The 20,787-nt window shown below is 62.9% G+C and carries 21 protein-coding genes; 10 read left to right on the top strand and 11 right to left on the bottom strand.

Annotation, left to right across the window (positions count from 1 at the left end; genetic code table 11):
• Positions 1 to 9: 9 nt before the first annotated feature.
• The 3 genes from ACI2JX_RS17920 to ACI2JX_RS17910 all read right to left on the bottom strand — a co-directional run bounded on the left by ACI2JX_RS17920 (position 10) and on the right by ACI2JX_RS17910 (position 1,531).
• Complete coding sequence (locus ACI2JX_RS17920) at positions 10 to 804, bottom strand: thiazole synthase (protein WP_186556552.1); 795 nt, start codon at positions 802 to 804, stop codon at positions 10 to 12.
• Positions 805 to 856: 52 nt separating this feature from the next.
• Positions 857 to 1,057 (bottom strand): sulfur carrier protein ThiS, encoded by a 201-nt coding sequence (gene thiS / locus ACI2JX_RS17915; RefSeq protein ID WP_099814494.1) that lies wholly within the window; start codon positions 1,055 to 1,057, stop codon positions 857 to 859.
• Positions 1,058 to 1,159: 102 nt separating this feature from the next.
• Positions 1,160 to 1,531: a DUF423 domain-containing protein gene (locus ACI2JX_RS17910; protein ID WP_264235693.1), complete on the bottom strand. Its 372-nt coding sequence runs from the start codon at positions 1,529 to 1,531 to the stop codon at positions 1,160 to 1,162.
• Positions 1,532 to 1,596: 65 nt separating this feature from the next.
• Between ACI2JX_RS17910 and mtgA the strand changes: the two genes are divergently transcribed.
• A complete protein-coding gene (mtgA, locus tag ACI2JX_RS17905; RefSeq protein WP_404690655.1) occupies positions 1,597 to 2,307 on the top strand; it encodes a monofunctional biosynthetic peptidoglycan transglycosylase in 711 nt (236 codons plus the stop codon).
• Between the two features lie 154 nt (positions 2,308 to 2,461).
• Here mtgA and rpoH read toward each other — a convergent pair whose 3' ends face one another.
• The 4 genes from rpoH to ftsY form a co-directional block, all read right to left on the bottom strand.
• Entirely contained in the window at positions 2,462 to 3,316 is an 855-nt protein-coding gene (gene rpoH / locus ACI2JX_RS17900) for an RNA polymerase sigma factor RpoH (protein WP_264235695.1), read from the bottom strand.
• A 112-nt stretch (positions 3,317 to 3,428) separates the two neighbouring features.
• A complete protein-coding gene (gene ftsX, locus ACI2JX_RS17895; RefSeq protein ID WP_264235696.1) occupies positions 3,429 to 4,454 on the bottom strand; it encodes a permease-like cell division protein FtsX in 1,026 nt (341 codons plus the stop codon).
• Positions 4,451 to 5,122, bottom strand: coding sequence for a cell division ATP-binding protein FtsE (ftsE, locus tag ACI2JX_RS17890; protein WP_186556547.1), 672 nt, complete (start codon positions 5,120 to 5,122; stop codon positions 4,451 to 4,453). The genes ftsX and ftsE overlap by 4 nt, the downstream gene beginning before the upstream one ends.
• A complete protein-coding gene (gene ftsY, locus ACI2JX_RS17885; RefSeq protein WP_404690654.1) occupies positions 5,119 to 6,687 on the bottom strand; it encodes a signal recognition particle-docking protein FtsY in 1,569 nt (522 codons plus the stop codon). The genes ftsE and ftsY overlap by 4 nt, the downstream gene beginning before the upstream one ends.
• Before the next feature lie 232 nt (positions 6,688 to 6,919).
• Here ftsY and ACI2JX_RS17880 point away from each other — a divergent pair, with 232 nt between their 5' ends.
• From ACI2JX_RS17880 to ACI2JX_RS17865, 4 genes are all read left to right on the top strand, one after another.
• A complete protein-coding gene (locus ACI2JX_RS17880) occupies positions 6,920 to 8,275 on the top strand; it encodes a M16 family metallopeptidase (RefSeq protein ID WP_404690653.1) in 1,356 nt (451 codons plus the stop codon).
• Entirely contained in the window at positions 8,268 to 9,764 is a 1,497-nt protein-coding gene (locus tag ACI2JX_RS17875) for a pitrilysin family protein (protein ID WP_264235699.1), read from the top strand. Before ACI2JX_RS17880 ends, ACI2JX_RS17875 begins: the two co-directional genes overlap by 8 nt.
• On the top strand, positions 9,764 to 10,366 hold the full coding sequence (gene rsmD / locus ACI2JX_RS17870; RefSeq protein WP_404690652.1) for a 16S rRNA (guanine(966)-N(2))-methyltransferase RsmD: 603 nt from the start codon (positions 9,764 to 9,766) through the stop codon (positions 10,364 to 10,366). Before ACI2JX_RS17875 ends, rsmD begins: the two co-directional genes overlap by 1 nt.
• Positions 10,367 to 10,440: 74 nt before the next feature.
• Positions 10,441 to 11,433, top strand: coding sequence for a hydrolase (locus ACI2JX_RS17865; protein ID WP_404690651.1), 993 nt, complete (start codon positions 10,441 to 10,443; stop codon positions 11,431 to 11,433).
• Positions 11,434 to 11,470: 37 nt separating this feature from the next.
• On the opposite strand, the gene ACI2JX_RS17860 is transcribed toward ACI2JX_RS17865, so the two are convergent.
• Together ACI2JX_RS17860 and ACI2JX_RS17855 are read right to left on the bottom strand one after the other, a co-directional pair.
• Complete coding sequence (locus ACI2JX_RS17860; RefSeq protein ID WP_404690650.1) at positions 11,471 to 12,325, bottom strand: sulfurtransferase; 855 nt, start codon at positions 12,323 to 12,325, stop codon at positions 11,471 to 11,473.
• A gap of 35 nt (positions 12,326 to 12,360) precedes the next feature.
• On the bottom strand, positions 12,361 to 13,026 hold the full coding sequence (locus ACI2JX_RS17855) for a TetR/AcrR family transcriptional regulator (protein WP_404690649.1): 666 nt from the start codon (positions 13,024 to 13,026) through the stop codon (positions 12,361 to 12,363).
• A 147-nt stretch (positions 13,027 to 13,173) separates the two neighbouring features.
• Here ACI2JX_RS17855 and ACI2JX_RS17850 point away from each other — a divergent pair, with 147 nt between their 5' ends.
• The 4 genes from ACI2JX_RS17850 (at position 13,174) to ggt (ending at position 17,387) form a co-directional block, all read left to right on the top strand.
• A complete protein-coding gene (locus ACI2JX_RS17850) occupies positions 13,174 to 14,604 on the top strand; it encodes a coniferyl aldehyde dehydrogenase (protein ID WP_404690648.1) in 1,431 nt (476 codons plus the stop codon).
• Between the two features lie 259 nt (positions 14,605 to 14,863).
• Complete coding sequence (coaD, locus tag ACI2JX_RS17845) at positions 14,864 to 15,343, top strand: pantetheine-phosphate adenylyltransferase (RefSeq protein ID WP_186556538.1); 480 nt, start codon at positions 14,864 to 14,866, stop codon at positions 15,341 to 15,343.
• A gap of 110 nt (positions 15,344 to 15,453) precedes the next feature.
• Positions 15,454 to 15,705 carry a YfhL family 4Fe-4S dicluster ferredoxin gene (locus ACI2JX_RS17840; RefSeq protein WP_011531711.1) on the top strand — a complete coding sequence of 84 codons (252 nt, stop codon included), beginning with the start codon at positions 15,454 to 15,456 and terminating at the stop codon, positions 15,703 to 15,705.
• Positions 15,705 to 17,387, top strand: a complete 1,683-nt coding sequence (gene ggt, locus ACI2JX_RS17835) for a gamma-glutamyltransferase (protein WP_404690647.1) — start codon at positions 15,705 to 15,707, stop codon at positions 17,385 to 17,387. Before ACI2JX_RS17840 ends, ggt begins: the two co-directional genes overlap by 1 nt.
• A 145-nt stretch (positions 17,388 to 17,532) precedes the next feature.
• On the opposite strand, the gene mutM is transcribed toward ggt, so the two are convergent.
• Together mutM and ACI2JX_RS17825 are read right to left on the bottom strand one after the other, a co-directional pair.
• On the bottom strand, positions 17,533 to 18,345 hold the full coding sequence (mutM, locus tag ACI2JX_RS17830) for a bifunctional DNA-formamidopyrimidine glycosylase/DNA-(apurinic or apyrimidinic site) lyase (protein WP_264235707.1): 813 nt from the start codon (positions 18,343 to 18,345) through the stop codon (positions 17,533 to 17,535).
• Positions 18,346 to 18,348: 3 nt separating this feature from the next.
• Positions 18,349 to 19,167 (bottom strand): HDOD domain-containing protein, encoded by an 819-nt coding sequence (locus tag ACI2JX_RS17825; RefSeq protein WP_404690701.1) that lies wholly within the window; start codon positions 19,165 to 19,167, stop codon positions 18,349 to 18,351.
• A 292-nt stretch (positions 19,168 to 19,459) separates the two neighbouring features.
• On the opposite strand from ACI2JX_RS17825, the gene ACI2JX_RS17820 reads away from it, so the two are divergent.
• Positions 19,460 to 20,656: a class I SAM-dependent rRNA methyltransferase gene (locus ACI2JX_RS17820; protein ID WP_404690646.1), complete on the top strand. Its 1,197-nt coding sequence runs from the start codon at positions 19,460 to 19,462 to the stop codon at positions 20,654 to 20,656.
• Positions 20,657 to 20,787: the final 131 nt, after the last annotated feature.

Below are 20,787 nucleotides of genomic sequence, written 5' to 3'. Positions count from 1 at the left end.
CAGGGGCTCTTACTTGATCAGACCATCCAGCGGCGACGAGGCGCTGGCATAGAGTTTCTTCGGCATGCGCCCGGCGAGATACGCCAGACGACCAGCGACGATTGCGTGTTTCATGGCTTCAGCCATCAGCACCGGCTGCTGAGCGTGGGCAATGGCGGAGTTCATCAGCACAGCCTCACAGCCCATTTCCATGGCAATGGTGGCGTCAGAGGCGGTACCCACACCTGCGTCGACCAATACCGGCACCTTGGATTCTTCGAGGATGATCTGCAGGTTGTACGGGTTGCAGATGCCCAGGCCGGTACCGATCAGGCCTGCCAGCGGCATGACCGCGATGCAGCCGATCTCGGCCAACTGACGGGCAATGATCGGATCGTCGCTGGTGTAGACCATCACGTCGAAACCGTCCTTGACCAGCACTTCGGCGGCCTTGAGGGTTTCGATGACGTTAGGGAACAGGGTCTTCTGGTCGGCCAGTACTTCGAGCTTGACCAGGTTGTGGCCATCGAGCAGCTCGCGGGCCAGGCGGCAGGTACGCACGGCTTCGACCGCGTCGTAGCAGCCTGCGGTGTTCGGCAGGATGGTGTAGCGATCTGGTGGCAGCACGTCGAGCAGGTTCGGCTCGCCCGGATTCTGGCCAAGGTTGGTGCGGCGCACAGCAACGGTGACGATCTCGGCCCCCGAGGCCTCGATGGCCAGGCGGGTTTCTTCCATGTCACGGTACTTGCCGGTGCCGACCAGCAGGCGCGACTGGAAAGTGCGCCCGGCCAGGGTGAAGGGCTTGTCGCTACGAACGTTGCTCATCTGTGTTCCTCTGGAAAGGTTGCGGGGCGTTCCGTGAATTGCCGGGGCAGGCTTAGCCGCCACCAATGGCATGGACCACTTCGACCTGGTCACCCTCGCTGAGCTGGGTGCTGTCGTGCTGGCTGCGCGGCACGATATCCAGGTTGAGCTCCACCGCCACCCGGCGACCGGTCAGCTCCAGCCGAGCGAGCAAGGCGGCAACGCTCTCGCCAGCGGGCAATTCGTAGGGTTCACCGTTCAGTTGAATGCGCATGCGCACGGCCACCATTGTTCTTTGGGGCCCGCATTCTAGCCCCGATCCACCGTTGAACCCAAGGGTGGCGGGCACCATTAGTCGCGATTGTGGACCAGTCGGTCAGCCCAGACGCCAGGCTGCCAGGCCCAGGCACAGCCAGCCCGCGAGGAAGCACAGGCCACCGATCGGGGTAATGATGCCCAGCTTGCCCAAGCCGCTCAGGGTCAACAGGTACAGGCTACCGGAGAACAGCACGATGCCCAGCGCGAACAGACCGCCGGCCCAGCCCACCAGGCGCCCCGGCAGGTGCGCGGCGAGCAGCGCAACAGCAAAGATCGCCAAGGTATGCACCAGTTGATAGGTCACCCCGGTATGAAAGATGGCCAGGTACTCGGCGCTGAGGCGGTTTTTCAGACCGTGGGCAGCGAACGCACCCAGCGCGACACCGGTGAATCCGAAAAACGCGGCGAGCATCAGGAAGCTGCGAAGCATGGGGACGACTCCTCGGAAGGGGTCTGTATAATGGCCCCTTCCATCGGTCCGGCCAAGCCATCGCCATGCTGTCATCTTTTTTCCGCCGCGTTGTCCGCGCCCTGCTCTGGTTTGCTGCTGGCAGCATCGTGCTGGTTCTGGCGCTGCGCTGGATACCGCCACCGGGCACGGCGCTAATGGTCGAGCGCAAGGTGCAGTCCTGGTTCAGTGGCGAGCCGATTGACCTGCAGCGCGACTGGGAGCCGTGGGAGCGCATTTCCGATGACCTGAAAGTGGCGGTGATTGCCGGCGAAGACCAGAAATTCGCCAACCACTGGGGCTTCGACATTCCAGCGATCCAGGCTGCACTGGCGCATAACGAGCGCGGTGGCAACATTCGCGGGGCCAGTACCTTGACTCAGCAGGTGGCCAAGAACCTGTTCCTGTGGTCGGGGCGCAGCTGGTTACGCAAAGGGCTGGAGGCCTGGTTTACCGCATTGATCGAGCTGTTCTGGTCGAAGGAGCGGATCCTTGAGGTGTATCTGAACAGCGTCGAATGGGGGCCAGGGGTGTTTGGCGCCCAAGCGGCGGCGCGTTATCACTTTGGCGTGGATGCCAGCCGCCTTACCCGCCAACAGGCTGCGCAATTGGCGGCGGTGCTGCCGAGCCCACTCAAGTGGAATGCTGGCCGGCCCAGCGCCTATGTCGCGAGCCGGGCCGGGTGGATTCGGCGGCAGATGAGCCAGTTGGGCGGCACCAGCTATTTGATGCAGCTGGAGGCTTCGCGGGGGCCTTGAGGCTCTATGGCGGGGCAAGCCCCCTCCCACGTTCTGTCCGGCACGTTCAGTCTCTCGTGGGAGCGGGCTTGCCCCGCGATAGCACTGGCACTGCCCCAAAAAAAACCGCCTGCCCCGTAAGGGACAGGCGGTTTTTTAACAGTCTGGCAACCAATCAGATGGTAATCAGCGCCTTGACCTTGTTCATCGCGTTCTTCTCCAGCTGACGAATACGCTCAGCCGACACGCTGTACTTCTCTGCCAACTCATGCAGCGTGGCCTTTTCTTCGGCCAACCAGCGCTGATAGAGGATGTCCCGGCTACGCTCGTCCAGGCCACTCAAGGCCTCGTGCAGGTTGCTGGTGGAGTTGTCGCTCCAGTCGGCATCCTCAAGCTGCATGGCCGGGTCATAGCGGTGGTCTTCCAGGTAATGCGCAGGCGACTGGAAGGCGCTGTCGTCATCAGCCTCTGCGGCGGGATCGAAGGCCATGTCCTGACCGCTCAGGCGGCTTTCCATCTCGCGCACTTCACGTGGCTCGACGCCGAGGCTCTCGGCAACCCGATGCACTTCGTCGTTGTTCAGCCAGGCCAGGCGTTTCTTCTGGCTACGCAGGTTGAAGAACAGCTTGCGCTGGGCCTTGGTGGTAGCCACCTTGACGATGCGCCAGTTGCGCAGGATGAATTCGTGGATCTCGGCCTTGATCCAGTGCACCGCGAAGGACACCAGACGCACGCCCATTTCCGGGTTGAAGCGTTTTACCGCCTTCATCAGGCCAACGTTGCCTTCCTGAATCAGGTCGGCCTGGGCCAGGCCGTAGCCGGCATAGCTGCGCGCGATATGCACGACGAAACGCAGGTGGGCCATTACCATTTGCCGAGCGGCCTCAAGATCCTGCTCGTAAAAGAGACGCTCGGCCAGTTCACGCTCCTGCTCGGGCGTCAGCAGGGGAATGCTGTTGACCGTGTGCACATAGGCTTCCAGGTTTGCCCCGGGAACCAAAGCATATGCAGGCTGCAACGAAGTGGTCATTCAAGAACCTCCGACTCACTGGACTCGTGCCTTGTGGGCACTGCCAACATTGACCAGGAACCGCGAAACAAGTTCCCAGAACGGTAAGAAAGTCAATGCTGGCGAAAAAACATTATCGTGGGGCCAGCTCATTCAAGTGGCGGGCCACCGCGATCCATGCACCGATATACCCTAACAACACTGCACCAATCAAGAGCGATAGACCATCGGACGCTGGCACTCCGCCAAGTGCGAAATCACTACCATACAGGCCAGAAAGGCCGACTACCGCGTCGTTGAGCCAGTCCAGCCCGAACGCCAGGATGCCCCAGGCCAATAGCCCGGCACCCAGCCCATACAGCGCCCCCATGTACAAAAAAGGCCGGCGCACGTAGCTGTCCGTGCCGCCTACCAGCTTGATCACTTCGATCTCGACACGGCGGTTTTCAATATGTAGACGAATTGTGTTACCGATTACTAACAGCAAGGCAGAAATCAGCATCACAGCCAGGCCGAAGACAAACCGATCGCCCAGCTTGAGAATTGCCGCCAGACGCTCGACCCAGACCAAATCGAGCTGCGCCACTTCAACCCGTGGCAGCTCCGAAAGGCGCTGACGCAGGGCTTCCAAAGCGGGCTTGTCGACTTCGGTCGGGGTCACCACGACGACACCCGGCAAGGGGTTGTCCGGCAACTCACGCAGTGCTTCGCCCAGGCCGGACTGTTGCTGGAACTCTTCCAACGCCTGCTCGCGGCTGACGTATTGGGCATCGGCCACCCCAGGCATGCCCTTGATTTCATCGCGCAGCGCCTCGCCTTCGCGGCTACCGGCATCGAGCTTCAGGTACAGCGAAATCTGTGCAGCACGCTGCCAGGAACCGCCCAGTTGCTCGACATTCTTCAGCAGCAGCGACAGGCCCATCGGCATGCTCAAGGCCACGGCCATCACCAGGCAGGTGAAGAAACTACCGATAGGCTGCTTGCCCAGTCGGCGCAGGCTGTCGGCCAGGCTCGCCCGGTGGCTTTCCAGCCAGGCATTGAACAGGGTGCGAAAATCCGGGCCGTCGTCATCGTGGCCGCCGCGCTTCTTGCTCGGCTGCGGATCAGCAGGCTTGGGCGCGACGCGCTCGGAAACCTTTGGTGTACGTGTGGTGCTCATTGCCCGGCCTCCCCATCGCCGATCAGACGGCCGCGTTGCAGGGTCAGCATGCGGTGACGCATGCGCGCGATCAGGGCCAGGTCGTGACTGGCGATCAATACCGTGGTGCCCAGGCGATTGATGTCCTCGAACACGCCCATGATCTCCGCCGCCAGGCGTGGATCGAGGTTACCGGTCGGTTCGTCAGCCAGCAGCAACGCTGGCTGATGGACGATGGCGCGAGCAATACCGACCCGCTGCTGCTGGCCAGTGGACAAGTCTGCCGGGAACAGCTCGCCTTTGTCGCTCAACGACACGCGCTCGAGCGCCGAATCCACACGCTTGGCGATCTCGGCCTTGGACAAGCCGAGAATCTGCAGCGGCAGGGCGATGTTGTTGAATACCGTGCGATCGAACAGCAACTGGTGGTTCTGGAACACCACGCCGATCTGCCGACGCAGGAACGGGATCTGCGAATTGCTGATCTGGCCAAGGTCTTGCCCTGCCAGCAACAGTTTGCCGCTGGTCGGACGCTCCATGGCCAGCAGCAGGCGCAGCAAGGTGCTCTTACCGGCGCCAGAGTGGCCGGTGACGAACAGGAACTCGCCCCGGCGCGCGCGGAAACTCAGTTCATGCAGGCCGACGTGGCCATTTGGGTAGCGCTTGGCAACCTGTTCGAATCGAATCATGAATGCTCCCGCTCGGCAAACAGGGCTTTGACGAAAGGCTCGGCCTCGAAGGTGCGCAGATCGTCGATGCCTTCACCGACGCCAATGAAGCGAATCGGCAGCCTGAACTGCTTGGCCAGGGCGAAGATCACCCCGCCCTTGGCGGTGCCGTCCAGCTTGGTCAGGGCCAGGCCGGTGAGCTCGACGCTCTGGTTGAAGTACTTGGCCTGGCTGATAGCGTTCTGGCCGGTACCGGCATCGAGCACCAGCAGCACTTCGTGCGGTGCATCGGCATCGAGCTTGGCGATGACCCGGCGGACCTTCTTCAGCTCTTCCATCAGGTTGTCTTTGGTATGCAGGCGACCGGCGGTATCGGCGATCAGCACATCCGCGCCACGGGCCTTGGCGGCCTGCACGGCGTCGAAGATCACCGAGGCCGAATCGGCACCGGTGTGCTGGGCGATGACCGGAATCTGGTTACGCTCGCCCCAGACCTGCAACTGCTCGACAGCCGCGGCGCGGAAGGTGTCGCCAGCAGCCAGCATGACTTTCTTGCCATCGAGCTGCAGCTTCTTGGCCAGCTTGCCGATGGTGGTGGTCTTGCCGGCGCCGTTCACGCCGACCACGAGGATCACGTAGGGCTTGTTCTGCGCTTCGACTTTCAGCGGCTGCTCGACCGGGCGCAGCAGTGCGGCCAGCTCTTCCTGCAGCGACTTGTACAGTGCGTCAGCGTCGGCCAGCTGTTTACGGGCAACCTTCTGGGTCAGGCTCTGGACGATGGTCGAGGTGGCCTCAACCCCAACGTCAGCGGTCAGCAGGCGGGTCTCGATCTCGTCGAGCAAGTCATCGTCGATGACTTTCTTGCCCAGGAACAGGCTGGCCATGCCTTCGCCGATGCTGGCACTGGTCTTCGACAGGCCTTGCTTGAGGCGAGCGAAGAAGCCGAGCTTGGACTGCTCATTGGCAACCACCGCTGGAACCTGCTCAGGTTCAGGTTCAGGCTCGGCGGCGGTCGGCGCGGCTTCCACAGCAGGCGTTGGCTGCGCCACGACAACTGGCTCAGGCTCGGGCTCAGCTACGGCAGCAGTGGCAACAACAGGCTCGACAGGCTGCGGCTCGCTGACCGGAGCCACGGCGACAGCTTCAGGCTGCAGCGCAGCAGGCTCGGGCGCCTGCACCACCGGGGCCACAGGTTCGACAGCTGGGCGCAGGGGGATCGCCGGGGGCTCCATAGGCTCAAGGTCAGGAACCAGCGCCACAGGCTCTTCGGCCACCGGCAAAACCAGCGAGCTGACAGGGGTGTGAGCCGGCTCGGCAGTCGGCGTCACGGCCGCGGCCACAGGGTTCTGTGGTGGCTGCTCGATTTCTGCGGCTGGCGAGCTCTGCACAGGGGCAGGCTCGGGCTGCGTCACCTGCGCGTCCGGAGCAGGCTGCTCGACGGGCACAATCGGCTCGGCAGCCTGAGGCTCAGGCGTTTGCGGCTGTTCGGCGACAGGTTGCTGCGGTTTCTTGCGGAACCAGCCGAACAGGCCTTTCTTCTCGCCAGCCTCGGCCGGCGCTTTTTTGTCGTCGTTGGAACCAAACATGGAAGACGGCTATCTCAGGGTAGCGATGGGCCATTAGCGGCGCATCTGGAATTCTCTATCACGCAGAACAGACTATCTTGAATCCGGCTGGTTCATGCGCAACGTTTTGTCGTAGGTCCTGCGGGCCAGAACGGCGACAGGCATGGTCGCCAGGCAACCGGATCAGTATCCTAGCACCTCCTGGCCCGCCGACGCTAAACCGAAGCGGGCCGCCGTACAGGTTAATCAACGTATGAATGCTCTAGCCCGCCGTGCCGCTGGCCTGTTGCTCAGCACGCTCTGCCTGCCGCTGGCAGCCCTCGCCGCCGATCCGCAACCGACCCACGAGTTCATCCTCGACAACGGCCTGAAAGTGGTCGTGCGCGAAGACCATCGCGCGCCAGTGGTGGTCTCGCAGATCTGGTACAAGGTTGGTTCCAGCTACGAAACCCCGGGCCAGACCGGTCTGTCGCATGCACTCGAACACATGATGTTCAAAGGCAGCGCCAAGCTTGGCCCTGGTGAAGCCTCGCGCATCCTGCGTGATCTGGGCGCGGAAGAAAACGCCTTCACCAGTGACGACTACACCGCTTATTACCAGGTTCTGGCCCGCGATCGCCTGCCGGTCGCCCTGGAGCTTGAGGCCGACCGCCTGGCCAGCCTACGTCTGCCGGCCGACGAATTCAGCCGCGAGATCGAGGTCATCAAGGAAGAGCGCCGCCTGCGCACCGACGACCAGCCCAATGCCAAGGCGTTCGAGCTGTTCAGCGCCATGGCCTACCCGGCCAGCGGCTACCACACCCCAACCATCGGTTGGATGGCCGACCTGGACCGCATGAAGGTCGAGGAGCTGCGTCACTGGTACGAGTCCTGGTACGCGCCGAACAACGCCACCCTGGTAGTGGTCGGCGATGTCACCGCCGATGAGGTCAAGGGCCTGGCGCAAAAGTACTTCGGTGCCATTCCCAAGCGTACGGTGCCGCCTTCCAAGCTACCGCTGGAATTGGCCGAGCCTGGCCTGCGCCAACTCACCCTGCATGTGCGCACCCAACTGCCCAATCTGATCTACGGCTTCAACGTGCCAGGCCTGGCGACTGCCAAGGACCCACGTAGCGTGCACGCCCTGCGCCTGATCTCGGCACTGCTCGATGGTGGCTACAGTGCACGCATGCCCGCGCGCCTGGAGCGCGGCCAGGAGCTGGTGGCCGGTGCATCTTCCGGTTACGACGCCTTCACCCGCGGCGACAGCCTGTTCCTGATCTCGGCCACGCCAAACGTGCAAAAGCAAAAAAACCTGGCGGATGTGGAAAAAGGCATCTGGCAATTGCTCGACGAGCTCAAGACCACCCCGCCGACCGCCGAAGAGCTCGAGCGCGTGCGCGCCCAGGTCATCGCCGGGCTGGTGTATGACCGCGATTCCATCAGCAGCCAGGCCACCACCATTGGCCAGCTGGAAACCGTGGGCCTGTCCTGGAAGCTGATCGACAGCGAACTGGATGAGCTCAAGCGCGTGACCCCGCAGGACATCCAGGACGCCGCCCGCACCTATTTCACCCGCGAACGCCTGAGCGTTGCCCATGTACTGCCCGAGGAGTCCGCTCATGAGTGATCGCAGCGCCCCACGCTATACCCTGATAGGCCTGGGCATCGTCGCGCTGGTAGTGGCCGCAGCCTTCCTGCTGGCCCGCCCTGCCCAATCGGACAACGCGGGCAAGGCCGACAGCGCCGCCGCCCGCCCGACCAATACCCTGCAATCGCTGGCCGAGCTGGACGGCAAGACGCCCAGCCGACGCGAGCTGAACATCCAGAATTGGACCACCGCCGAAGGCGCGCGGGTGCTGTTCGTCGAGGCCCGTGAGTTGCCGATGTTCGACCTGCGCGTGACCTTCGCCGCCGGTAGCAGCCAGGATGGCGACGTCCCTGGCCTGGCCACCTTGACCAACGCCATGCTCAACGAAGGGGTTGCCGGCAAGGACGTGACCGCCATCGCCGAAGGCTTCGAAGGCCTGGGCGCGGACTTTGGCAACGGCTCCTACCGGGACATGGCGGTCGCTACCCTGCGCAGCCTCAGCGCCCCGGACAAACGTGAACCGGCACTGAAACTGTTCGCTGAAGTTGCCGGTAAGCCGACCTTCCCCACCGACGCCCTCAAGCGCATCCAGAACCAGCTGTTGGCCGGTTTCGAGTACGAGAAGCAGAATCCAGGCAAGATCGCTGGCAAGGCGCTGTTCGCCAACCTGTATGGCAGCCACCCCTACGCGCACCCGAGCGACGGCACCGCCCAGAGCATTCCTGGGATCACCCAGCAACAGCTGCGCGATTTCCATGCCAAGGCCTATGCCGCAGGCAATGCGGTGATCGCCTTGGTCGGCGACCTGAGCCGTAGCGAAGCCGAAGCCATCGCCGCTCAAGTCTCCGCCGCGCTGCCTAAAGGTGCCGCCCTGGCCAAACCAGCCGAGCCGAGCGAGCCCAAGGCCGGCGTTACCCATATCGACTTCCCGTCCAAGCAGACCCACCTGATGCTCGCCGAGCTGGGTATCGATCGTCAGGATCCAGACTGGGCTGCGCTGTCGCTGGGCAACCAGATCCTCGGTGGCGGTGCCTTCGGCACCCGACTGATGAGCGAAGTGCGGGAAAAACGCGGCCTGACCTACGGCGTCTACTCGGTGTTCAGCCCGATGCAGGTGCGTGGCCCGTTCATGATCAACTTGCAAACCCGCGCCGAACTGAGCGAAGGCACTCTCAAGCTGGTGCAGGATATCCTCGCCGACTACCTCAAGAATGGCCCGACCCAGCAAGAGCTGGACGATGCCAAACGCGAACTGGCCGGCAGCTTCCCGCTGTCCAATGCCAGCAACGCCAGTATCGTCGGCCAGCTGGGCGCTATTGGCTTCTACAACCTGCCGCTGACCTGGCTCGAAGACTTCATGCAGCAGTCGCAGAGCCTGACCGTCGAGCAGGTCAAGGCAGCCATGAATAAACACTTGGCGGCGGACAAACTGGTGATCGTCACGGTTGGCCCGAAAGTGCCGCAAAAACCACTGCCACCGCCTACTGACAAACCCGCCGAGCAGCCGCTTGGCGTACCGGAGCATTAATGGCCAAGCCATCCACCCCCGCTCGCGCCGCCCAGGGCGCGAGCCAAGGCCAGGGCCACCTGCGCATCATCGCTGGCGAGTGGCGTAGCCGCCGCCTGGCGGTGCCCGCAGGCCCGGGCCTGCGCCCAACCCCTGATCGCGTGCGCGAAACCGTGTTCAACTGGCTCGCCCCCTACATCGAGGGCGCCCAGGTGCTCGACGCCTTCACCGGCAGCGGCGCCCTGGTCCTCGAAGCGTTGTCTCGCGGCGCCGAAGATGCCGTGGCACTGGACAGCAACCCGGCAGCCATCAGCAACCTCAAGGACAACCTGGAACTGCTGCGCTGCCCGCGCGGGCAGATCCTGCAGACCGATGCCCTGCGCTATCTGGACGGCGAGGCGAAAAAGCAGTTCGACGTGGTGTTCCTCGACCCACCGTTTCACCAGGACCTGTTGGCCAACACCTGCAACCTGCTCGAACAGCATCAGTGGCTACGTGAGCGCGCCTGGATCTACACCGAAAGCGAAGCCGCGCCATCCTCGCTGAAGATGCCAGCCAACTGGCGCCTGCACCGCGAGAAGAAAACCGGCCAGGTGCATTACGCGTTGTGGCAACGCGGCTGATTGCCGACCAATAGCGTAGGTACAGCGGCGGTGTTCCATGGCACTCTAGGCAGGCACACAAAGAGTCGCCCAGCATGCCCAGCCTCACCGCCACGTTCCGCCCCGCCACCGGGATTTCCAACCCCCACCTGCAAACCTTGTGGGGGCCGCTCTGGCGCAAGATGCCCGATTTGCAGCGCAGCCGAGAGCGACTCTGGCTGGCCGATGGCGACTTCCTCGACCTCGACTGGCACGGCCCGCATCAGCATGACGCACCGCTGGTGCTGGTCCTCCACGGCCTGACCGGCTCATCCAACTCACCTTACGTCAAAGGCTTGCAGCAAGCCTTGCTGGCGCGTGGCTGGGCCAGTGTCGCGGTGAACTGGCGTGGCTGCTCGGGCGAGCCGAACCTGCTGGCCCGCAGTTATCACTCCGGCGCCAGCGAAGACCTCGCCGAAGCCATTGGCCACCTGCGTGCCCAGCGGCCACTGGCGCCACTGTATGCAGTTGGCTATTCATTGGGCGGCAATGTGTTGCTCAAGTATCTGGGTGAAAGCGGCTCGGCCAGCCAACTGCAGGCAGCGGTAGCGGTGTCGGTGCCGTTTCGTCTGGACGAGTGTGCCGACCGCATCGGTCAGGGCTTCTCCAAGGTCTACCAGGCGCACTTCATGCGTGAAATGCTCGCCTACGTCCAGCACAAGGAGCGGCATTTGCGCGCTAACGGCCACCAGGAAGGGTTGGCGGCGCTGGAGCGCCTCGGCACTCTGCGCAATTTGCGCACGTTCTGGGATTTCGATGGCAAGGTGACCGCGCCGCTCAACGGCTTCCGCGATGCGCACGATTACTACCGGCGCTCATCGAGCCGCTATTACCTGGGCGAAAATCGCACGCCGACGCTGATCATTCATTCCAGCGACGACCCGTTCGTGTTCAGCCACAGTTTGCCCACGGCGGACGAGCTGGCGCCGCAGACGCACTTCGAGCTGCACAGCCGTGGCGGGCATGTCGGATTTGTCGACGGCAGCCTGCGCAATCCGGGGTATTACCTGGAGCGACGGATTCCGCAGTGGCTGGTAGAGGGAGGCTGAGCCCGAATCGTTGGCCAGCCCCCACTTGAAGTCAGGTTCAGTCGCCTGTCGCAACCCTACGTTGCGGATCATTGATCCACTCGCTCCACGACCCCGCATACAGCTTGCCTAGTGGATACCCCGCCAGCGCCAAGGCGAACAGGTTGTGACAAGCTGTCACCCCTGACCCGCAATACGCCACCAATTGCTCGGGAGCACGCCCCGCCAGCTTCTCGTCAAAGCGCTGCTTGAGCTGGTCAGCCGGCAAAAATCGCCCATCTGCACCCAGATTGTCGGTAAATGCCGCGCATTGAGCGCCCGGGATATGCCCTGCCACCGGATCAATCGGTTCGACTTCGCCGCGAAAACGCGGCAGGCCGCGAGCGTCGATCAGGGTCAACTCTGGTTTTTTCAGCGTCTTGGCCAGCTGCTCGGCATCGATCAACAGGTGCATGTCTGGTTCGCCGCTGAAGGTTCCTTCGCGCTTGGGTGCAGGATCCAGACTCAACGGTAGGTGCGCCGCGTGCCAGGCTTTGAGGCCACCATCAAGAATCGATACCCCGTCGCGCTTACCCAGCCACGCCAGCAACCACCAGGCACGAGCAGCAAAGGCGCCAGGACCATCGTCATACAGCACTACTTGGCTGTCGTTATCCACACCCCACTCGCGCAAGCGCTCGACCAGGCGCTGCGGCTCGGGCAGTGGATGACGACCGGTCACGCCCTTGACCACCTTGCCACTCAAGTCCCGCTCCAGATCAGCAAAATGCGCCCCGGCGATGTGGCCCTCGGCATAGCTGCGTTGGCCATAGTCCACGTCTTCCAGGGCGAAACGACAATCGAGGATCACCAACTTGGGCGAGTCGAGTTGCTCGGCCAGCTGTTGCGGGGTGATCAATTGCGCAAGGGGCATGACAATCTCCTGATCAATGGCACGAAAGCCCTGGCTCACTGCTCCAGGGCTTGGTTGAACGGTATGTGGAATTCCTGGCACAGCGCATCCACGGCAGTGCGGGCGTCGGCGGTGACAAAGCCGAGCTCCAGTACCAGCACCTGATAGACACCGCGTTTGAAGGCTTCTTCACCCATGTGCGCGGAATGTTCGCGAGTGGTACTGAGAAACCGTACCCAAGAGGTCAGCACGATCCAGGCGTTGATGGTCAGCGACTCGATCTGCGCAGGCTCCATGGCCAGAATCCCGGCATCGACGAAACCACGGTAAATCGCTTGCCCCTGCTGCAGGCAGCGTTGGGAAAAACGTCGATAGCGCGCAGCCAGCTCCAGGTCACTTTCAAGCAGGTGTTCAAGATCACGATGCAGGAAGCGAAAATTCCACATCGCCGCCAGCAAGGCCTTGAGATAGAAACGCTTGTCCTCGACCGTCGCGGCGCGGCCCTGGGGCGGTCGCAGGAAACTGTCGACCAGCTCTTCGTACTGGCTGAACAGCACGGCGATAATCGCCTGCTTGTTAGGGAAGTGGTAATACAGGTTGCCGGGAGAAATCTCCATGTACGCGGCAATGTGATTGGTGCTGACGCTACGTTCGCCCTGTTGGTTGAACAGCTCCAGGCTGTTCTGCACGATGCGCTCACGGGTCTTGATGCGCGGGGCCATGCTCAGCTCCAGTCTGCAGGCTTGTAGATAGCTGCATCTTACGGTTAATCGCGACCAAGATGCACCGTTGCAGCAGGGGGAAAAACTCCAGCCAAGCGCCGCTTTAGAGTATAGGCTCTAGGGGTTGTGCAGCCTCTTGGAGCTCCCATGACCTCGTCTTTTTCCCTGCCCCCTGTGCATTCGGACCTCGACCTGCAGGCGTTGTTCGCCAGTCAGCGACAGGCGTTCGCCAGCCACCCGATGCCACCCGCAGCCCAGCGCCGACAATGGCTGAAAAGCCTGCGCGAAGCGTTGCTGGCGGACCAAGATGCACTGATCGAAGCGATTGACGCCGACTTCGATGGGCGCAGCGCCGATGAAACCTTGCTCGCTGAGCTGTTGCCGTCGGTGCAGGGCCTGCGCCATGCCGAGCAACACCTGCAGCGCTGGATGAAGCCCGCGCGGCGCAAGGTAGGCCTGGCATTCCAGCCGGCGGCCGGGCGCGTGCTGTACCAGCCGTTGGGCGTAGTCGGGATTATCGTGCCATGGAACTACCCGCTGCTTCTCGCCATCGGCCCGCTTACCTGCGCCCTGGCCGCCGGCAACCGGGTGATGCTCAAGCTCAGCGAAGCCACGCCGGCCAGTGCCGCGGTGCTCAAAGCGCTGCTGGAGCGGGTATTTCCTGCTGATCTGGTCAGTGTCGTGCTCGGCGAGGTGGAAGTCGGCCAGGCCTTCGCCCGCCTGCCTTTCGATCACCTGCTGTTCACCGGTGCCACCAGCATCGGCCGCCAGGTGATGCTGGCCGCCGCGCACAACCTCACGCCGGTAACCCTGGAGCTGGGCGGAAAATCACCCGCTATCGTCTCGCCCAGCGCAGCGCTGGACAGCGCCGCCGAGCGCATCGCCTTCGGCAAGACCCTCAACGCCGGACAAACCTGTGTCGCGCCCGACTATGTGCTGGTGCCTCGCGACCACCTGGGGGCGTTTGCCGAGGCCTATCGACGTGCGGTACGGCGCATGTACCCATGCATTGCCGACAACCGCGACTACAGCGCGATCATCAACCCGCGCCAGCTGCAACGCCTTGAGCGGCTACTGGCCGATGCCAGCGACAAGGGCGCGCAGGTGCTCGACCTGTACCCAGACGAAACGCGCCAGGGTCGGCGTCTGCCACCGCATTTGCTGTTCGATGTGAGCGATGACATGCAGGTGATGCAGGACGAAATTTTCGGCCCATTGCTGCCGCTAGTGCCTTATGACCGTCTTGAGGACGCCTTGGCCTACATCAACCAGCGTCCCAGAGCCCTGGCACTCTACTATTTTGGCTACGACCGGGCCGAGCAGGACTACGTGGTGCATCACACCCACTCCGGCGGAGTGTGCCTGAATGACACCCTGCTGCATGTTGCCCAGGATGATCTGCCATTTGGCGGCATCGGCCCATCCGGCATGGGCCACTACCATGGCCAGGATGGTTTTCTGACCTTCAGCAAGGCCAAGGCCGTGCTGGCCAAGCAACGACTCAATGCAGCGCGGTTGATCTACCCGCCATATGGCAAGGCGTTGCAGCGCCTGGTCTACAAGCTGTTCATCCGCTGAGCGGGTGTTTATCGTGTCAGTCATGGCCTCTTCGCGGGCAAGCCCGCTCCCACAGTGTCAGCGCTGATCTGAAGACTGGCGCTGTACCTGTAGGAGCGGGCTTGCCCGCGAAGAGGCCCGCGCCGCCCCTGAGGCTCAAGCACATGACAAGCCATAGCCGTACTGTCTATAGTGCCTTCGTCAGGCCGCACCGCTTGGCCGGGCGCAATCGCTGCGCTACCATCCGACTCCCCAACGCACTCCAAGCCAGGATGACGCGATGAACCGAGTGTTGTACCCGGGTACTTTCGACCCTATTACCAAGGGCCATGGCGACCTGGTCGAGCGCGCTTCGCGTCTGTTCGATCACGTGATCATCGCTGTGGCGGCCAGCCCCAAGAAAAATCCATTGTTCCCCCTGGAACAGCGGGTTGAGCTGGCCCGTGAGGTCACCAGGCACCTGCCCAATGTCGAAGTCATCGGCTTCTCCAGCCTGCTTGCGCATTTCGCCAAGGAGCAGAATGCCAATGTGTTCCTGCGAGGCCTGCGCGCGGTCTCGGATTTCGAGTACGAATTCCAATTGGCGAACATGAACCGCCAGCTGGCACCGGACGTCGAGAGCCTGTTCCTGACGCCGTCGGAGCGCTATTCGTTCATTTCCTCGACCTTGGTCCGTGAGATAGCCGCACTGGGCGGTGACATCACCAAGTTCGTCCATCCGGTGGTGGCCGAAGCCCTGACCGAACGCTTCAAGAAGTGATCTACCCGACCTGAGCGTCGCGCCCGCGTGCACTGCGGGCGCGATTGCGGCACAATTGTGCCCATTAGGTCTGAAACATGCCCGGGCCCAGAGCCCCGGCCGGAGCCCCCATGTCCCTGATCATCACCGACGATTGCATCAACTGCGACGTCTGCGAACCCGAGTGCCCGAACGCCGCCATCTCCCAAGGCGAAGAGATCTACGTGATCGACCCAAACCTGTGCACCCAGTGCGTGGGCCATTACGACGAGCCGCAGTGTCAGCAGGTTTGTCCGGTCGACTGCATCCCCTTGGATGAAGCCCACCCGGAAACCGAAGACGAACTGATGGCCAAATACCGTCGGATCACCGGCAAAGCCTGATGCCGTTCGTCGGCGCGTTTCGCAGGGCAGCCCTGGGCGCCGTTTTGGCGCTGTTGGCGACTGCGGCCCACGCCCAAGGTCCTGGCCGCGCGGCAGTCGCCAGCCCGCATGCGCAAGCCACTGCGGCAGCAGGCCAAATCCTTGCGCAAGGTGGTAACGCCTTTGATGCAGCGATTGCCGTCAGCGCTGCGCTGGCAGTGGTCGAACCCTATGGTTCGGGGCTTGGCGGCGGTGGTTTCTTCCTGCTGCGAGAAGCTGGGCAAACCCCGCGCTACCGCTTCCTCGACGCCCGCGAGCGCGCCCCTGGCGGCGCAACCGAGGACATGTACCTCAAGCAGGGCAAAGTCAGCCCGGGGCTTTCGATCAATGGCGCGTTGGCCGCAGCCATTCCCGGCCTGCCTCAAGCCCTGGCCGAACTCGCTGCGACTCACGGCAAGCTGCCGCTCAAGGACAGCCTTGCCCCAGCCATCCGCCTGGCGAACCAGGGCTTTACCGTGGACCGCATCTATCGCGACCGCGCCACTATGCGCCTGAGTGCGCTGCGTGACGATCCGGAAAGCGCACGGTTATTTTTGGTAAGCAACCAGGTTCCGCCGCTGGGCGCGGTAATCCGCCAGCCAGAGCTGGCCCGCACCCTGCAACGCATGGCCGATGACGGCCGTGATGGCTTTTACCGAGGCGTGCTGGCCGAACAGTTGGTAGATGGAATCCGCGAGGCTGGCGGTATCTGGACCCTCGATGACCTGGCCAACTACCGCACCGCCTGGCGTGAGCCGTTGCGTTTCAACCTGGCCAACCAACGCCAATTGATCAGCAGCCCACCGCCCTCGGCAGGTGGCGTGGCCTTGGCGCAAAGCCTGGCCATGCTCCAGCGCCTGCCCTGGCAAAGCGCCGAGCCGGTCCAACGCAGCCATTACGTGATTGAAGTGCTGCGCCGCGCCTATCGAGATCGTGGGCTACTGGGCGACCCGGATTACGTCAGCAACCCGATCAATCGCCTGCTGGCGCGCAGCTACCTGACTGGACTGGCCGACAGCATCGACGTTTATCAAGCCACACCCAGCAGCACCTTGGCCCCCGCACCGGCATGGCGCGAAGGCGATCACACCACGCACTTTGCGGTGATCGACGCCGACGGCAATGCAGTGTCAGCCACCCTTTCGGTCAACTTGCCATTCGGCGCGGCCTTCACCGTGCCAGGCAGTGGCGTGGTGCTCAACAACGAGATGGACGACTTTGCCGCCGATCCACACGGCAGTAATAATTATGGACTCGCTGGCAGCCAGGCCAATGCCGTGGCCGCAGGCAAGCGCCCACTGTCGAGCATGAGCCCCAGCTTTATCGAGAGCCCGACCCAGTTGGCCAGCTTCGGCACGCCGGGGGGCAGCCGGATTCCGAGCATGGTGCTGCTGTCGGTGATGGGTTTTCTTGAGGGCCGACCGGTGAGCGAATGGCCGGCGACGGCGCGGTATCACCACCAATATCTGCCGGACGTGGTTGAGCATGAGCCGGGGACGTTCAGCGCTGTGCAAAAAGCTGAGCTGGAGGCTCGCGGGTATCGCCTGAAGGACCTGGGGCGTAGCTACGGCAATCAGCAGGTGCTGTATTGGGACAAGGCGGCGGGGACGCTAGAAGCGGCAAGTGATCCGCGCGGTGTGGGCGAGGCTTTGATCGCTCCTTAACCTGGAGCAGGAAAATCGCGGGGCAAGCCCGCTCCCACGCCGTCTCAGTATCGAAGAATGAGCTGCGTCCCAGATGTTGGACACCCATCCATCATCTGGGGCGCAGCTCAGAACTGCGTGGGAGCGGGCTTGCCCCGCGATAGCGTCAGCGCTGACAACGCGGGCAATAGACACTAGCGCGTTGCCCCAGCTTCAGCTCACGCAAAGGGGTACCGCACAGCTTGCACGGCATCCCACCGCGCCCATAGACAAACAGCTCCTGCTGGAAGTAGCCCGGCTGCCCATCGCCACCAATGAAATCGCGCAAGGTGGTACCACCGCGTTCGATGGCCGCCGCCAGCACCCGTTTGATCTCGATCGCCAGCTTTAAATAGCGCGCCCGGGAGATCCCCCCAGCCTCACGCCGTGGATCGATCCCGGCGGCGAACAACGCCTCGGTCGCATAGATATTGCCCACGCCAACCACCACCGCGTTGTCCATGATGAACGGCTTGACCGCCATCGAGCGGCCCCGCGACAGCTGGAACAACCGATCGCCGTCGAACAGATCGGTCAGTGGTTCCGGCCCCAGCCGCAGCAGCAGCTCATGGTTCAGCGGGTCGAGCGACCAAAGCATCGCGCCAAACCGACGCGGATCGGTGTAGCGCAGCGCCAGCCCTGACTCCAGCTCGATATCCACATGCTCGTGCCTGCCCGCGGGCAAGCCCAGCTCAACCAGGCGCAGATTGCCCGACATACCCAAATGACTGATCAACGTGCCCACCTCGGCATTGATCAACAGGTACTTGGCCCGCCGCTCCACCGTGACGATGCGCTGGCCGGACAGACGCACATCCAGGTCCTCCGGAATCGGCCAGCGCAAGCGCCGCTCACGCACCACCACGCGGTTGACCCGCTGGCCCTCCAGATACGGCGCAATACCGCGCCGGGTAGTCTCGACTTCGGGCAATTCAGGCATCGGTCAGTGCCCGCCCAGTTCGCGAATGGTCTGCTTGAGGTTTTCGAAGTCGTACTCCGACAAACCGATGTAGTCGAGCACCAGTGGACCAACCACATTCCACTCATGGTCGACGTTCTGGTTGCCCAGCACCCGATAAGAGGCGCAGATGTGCTCGGCCATCTTCAACACCGCCAGCAGGTTTTTCAGCTGAGTCTGGGTGTTGCGCGAGGACTCATCGCGGAACACCGCCAACGCATTGTGGTGGTTGGCGATCGCCGCGCTGATGTGCTCTGGCAAGCGCCAGGACTTGGCGGTGAAGTACCCCACCACCGAATGGTTGGTATTGAACACCCGGTTCTCGGTGTCGACCACGCGGATTTGTTCGCTTGCCGTGGCATAGGCGTCTTCCAGCACGTCCATGTAATTGGGGAAGCGCTTGAGCATCAGCGGCACACCGCAATCGTGGAACAGGCCCAAGGTGTAAGCCTCGTCTGCTGCCTGAATACCGGTGCGCTTGGCCAGGGTCAGGCAGGTCATCGCCACGTCCTGGGCAGTGTCCCAGAAGCGGTTGAGGGTGACGATGGTCTCGTCGCTCATTTCGCCCTTGATCGACTGGGCGTTGATCAGGTTGATGATCGAACGGCTGCCGAGCAGATTGACCGCTCGCTGGATCGATCCAATCTTGTTGGAAAGGCCGAAATGCGGCGAATTAACCAGTTTGAGCAACGCGCCGGAGAGGCCCGGGTCCTGGGCGATCAGCTTGGCGATGGTTTCCAGATCCGGATCGGGCATGTACTGCTCGAACTGCAGGTCGACCATGATCTGCGGCTGCGGCGGAATGGTAATGCCTTGCAAGGCTTGTTGGATCTGTTCGGGGCTGAGTTCCTGGGACATTGGGCACGCACTCGGTAAGGACATGGGATTTTAACCCTGTACTCCTGCAGGGCACCAATCACTGGATCGTTCGAACGGCGCTTAACTTTATACCTGAGATGTCCGCAGCGACCTGCGCGTGCTGTCAGTCTTGGCGTGTTTGCAGCTAAACACCCGAACCCGCCCGCGCTTTGTCGCGCCCCACAGCGAAGCTGGGGCCAACACGTTATACTCCCGCTCTTTTTTCCGGAGCGACGTCATGTCCCTGCCCAGCCTACGCCTCAAAGCCAATGCCGATCGCCGCCTGCGCGCCGGTCACCTGTGGGTCTATAGCAACGAAGTCGATGTCACCGCGACCCCGCTGCAAGGCCTGCAAGCCGGCCAACAGGCGATCCTCGAGGCAGCCAACGGCAAGCCGCTGGGCATCGTCGCGCTGAGCCCGAACAACCTGATCTGCGCTCGCCTGCTGTCGCGTGACATCAAGCTGCCGCTGGACAAGTCGCTGCTGGTGCACCGCCTCAACGTGGCGCTGTCGCTGCGTGAACGGCTGTTCGACAGGCCGTGCTACCGCCTGGTCTATGGCGACTCTGACCTGCTGCCAGGCCTGGTAGTCGACCGCTTCTTCGACATCCTCGTGGTACAGCTGGCCTCGGCGACCATGGAACAGCACAAGGACGACGTGATCGCCGCCCTGGTCCAGGTACTCAAGCCAAGCGGCATCCTGTTCAAGAACGACTCCGCCGCCCGTGATGCCGAAGGCCTGCAGCGCTACGTCGAGACCGTCTACGGCGAAGTACCGGATTGGGTCGCGCTGGAAGAGAACGGGGTGAAATTCGAAGCACCGGTACGTGAAGGACAAAAGACCGGCTGGTTCTACGACCACCGCATGAACCGCGCGCGCCTGGCGCCGTACGTCAGCGGCAAGCGCGTGCTGGATCTGTTCAGCTACATCGGTGGCTGGGGTGTACAGGCCGGCGCGTTCGGCGCCAGCGAAGTGTTCTGCGTCGATGCCTCCGGCTTCGCCCTCGATGGCGTCGAGCGCAACGCAGCGCTGAACGGCATCAGCGAGAAAGTCACCTGTATCGAAGGTGACGTGTTCGAGGCCCTGCGCGAGCTGAAGGCCGCTGAAGAGCGCTTCGATGTGATCATCGCCGACCCACCCGCCTTCATCAAACGCAAGAAAGACCTGAAAAACGGCGAGGCCGCCTACCGCCGCCTCAACGAACAGGCCATGCGCATGCTGACCAAGGACGGCATTCTGGTCAGTGCCTCGTGCTCCATGCACCTGCCTGAAGATGACCTGAACAGCATCCTGCTGACCAGCGCCCGTCACCTGGACCGCAACATGCAGTTGCTCGAGCGCGGCGGCCAAGGCCCGGATCATCCGGTGCACCCGGCCATTCCTGAAACGCGCTACATCAAGAGCATCACCTGTCGGTTGCTGCCTAACAGCTGATCCAGGCCGCGCCGCGTGAATGCGGCTGCGTGGGCTGCGTGGGCTGCGTGGGCTGCGTGGGCTGCGTGGGCTGCGTGGGCTGCGTGGGCTGCGTGGGCTGCGTGGGCTGCGTGGGCTGCGTGGGCTGCGTG

It is taken from the genome of Pseudomonas sp. NPDC088890, from assembly GCF_044900155.1.
Classification (GTDB): Bacteria; Pseudomonadota; Gammaproteobacteria; order Pseudomonadales; family Pseudomonadaceae; genus Aquipseudomonas; species Aquipseudomonas urmiensis.
The sequence above is the reverse complement of the archived record's forward strand: the minus strand, read 5'-3'. Positions and strand labels throughout refer to the sequence as shown.

What these genes read in the sequence shown, in the direction of transcription:
- ftsY (WP_404690654.1), bottom strand. Translation starts at nt 6,687, where the DNA reads ATGTTTGGTTCCAACGACGACAAAAAAGCGCCGGCCGAGGCTGGCGAG.
- thiS (WP_099814494.1), bottom strand. Translation starts at nt 1,057, where the DNA reads ATGCGCATTCAACTGAACGGTGAACCCTACGAATTGCCCGCTGGCGAG.
- coaD (WP_186556538.1), top strand. Translation starts at nt 14,864, where the DNA reads ATGAACCGAGTGTTGTACCCGGGTACTTTCGACCCTATTACCAAGGGC.
- ACI2JX_RS17865 (WP_404690651.1), top strand. Translation starts at nt 10,441, where the DNA reads ATGCCCAGCCTCACCGCCACGTTCCGCCCCGCCACCGGGATTTCCAAC.
- ftsE (WP_186556547.1), bottom strand. Translation starts at nt 5,122, where the DNA reads ATGATTCGATTCGAACAGGTTGCCAAGCGCTACCCAAATGGCCACGTC.
- ACI2JX_RS17820 (WP_404690646.1), top strand. Translation starts at nt 19,460, where the DNA reads ATGTCCCTGCCCAGCCTACGCCTCAAAGCCAATGCCGATCGCCGCCTG.
- ggt (WP_404690647.1), top strand. Translation starts at nt 15,705, where the DNA reads ATGCCGTTCGTCGGCGCGTTTCGCAGGGCAGCCCTGGGCGCCGTTTTG.
- ACI2JX_RS17920 (WP_186556552.1), bottom strand. Translation starts at nt 804, where the DNA reads ATGAGCAACGTTCGTAGCGACAAGCCCTTCACCCTGGCCGGGCGCACT.
- ACI2JX_RS17840 (WP_011531711.1), top strand. Translation starts at nt 15,454, where the DNA reads ATGTCCCTGATCATCACCGACGATTGCATCAACTGCGACGTCTGCGAA.
- ACI2JX_RS17910 (WP_264235693.1), bottom strand. Translation starts at nt 1,531, where the DNA reads ATGCTTCGCAGCTTCCTGATGCTCGCCGCGTTTTTCGGATTCACCGGT.
- ACI2JX_RS17855 (WP_404690649.1), bottom strand. Translation starts at nt 13,026, where the DNA reads ATGGCCCCGCGCATCAAGACCCGTGAGCGCATCGTGCAGAACAGCCTG.
- ACI2JX_RS17875 (WP_264235699.1), top strand. Translation starts at nt 8,268, where the DNA reads ATGAGTGATCGCAGCGCCCCACGCTATACCCTGATAGGCCTGGGCATC.
- ACI2JX_RS17860 (WP_404690650.1), bottom strand. Translation starts at nt 12,325, where the DNA reads ATGCCCCTTGCGCAATTGATCACCCCGCAACAGCTGGCCGAGCAACTC.
- ftsX (WP_264235696.1), bottom strand. Translation starts at nt 4,454, where the DNA reads ATGAGCACCACACGTACACCAAAGGTTTCCGAGCGCGTCGCGCCCAAG.
- mtgA (WP_404690655.1), top strand. Translation starts at nt 1,597, where the DNA reads ATGCTGTCATCTTTTTTCCGCCGCGTTGTCCGCGCCCTGCTCTGGTTT.
- mutM (WP_264235707.1), bottom strand. Translation starts at nt 18,345, where the DNA reads ATGCCTGAATTGCCCGAAGTCGAGACTACCCGGCGCGGTATTGCGCCG.
- ACI2JX_RS17880 (WP_404690653.1), top strand. Translation starts at nt 6,920, where the DNA reads ATGAATGCTCTAGCCCGCCGTGCCGCTGGCCTGTTGCTCAGCACGCTC.
- ACI2JX_RS17850 (WP_404690648.1), top strand. Translation starts at nt 13,174, where the DNA reads ATGACCTCGTCTTTTTCCCTGCCCCCTGTGCATTCGGACCTCGACCTG.
- rpoH (WP_264235695.1), bottom strand. Translation starts at nt 3,316, where the DNA reads ATGACCACTTCGTTGCAGCCTGCATATGCTTTGGTTCCCGGGGCAAAC.
- rsmD (WP_404690652.1), top strand. Translation starts at nt 9,764, where the DNA reads ATGGCCAAGCCATCCACCCCCGCTCGCGCCGCCCAGGGCGCGAGCCAA.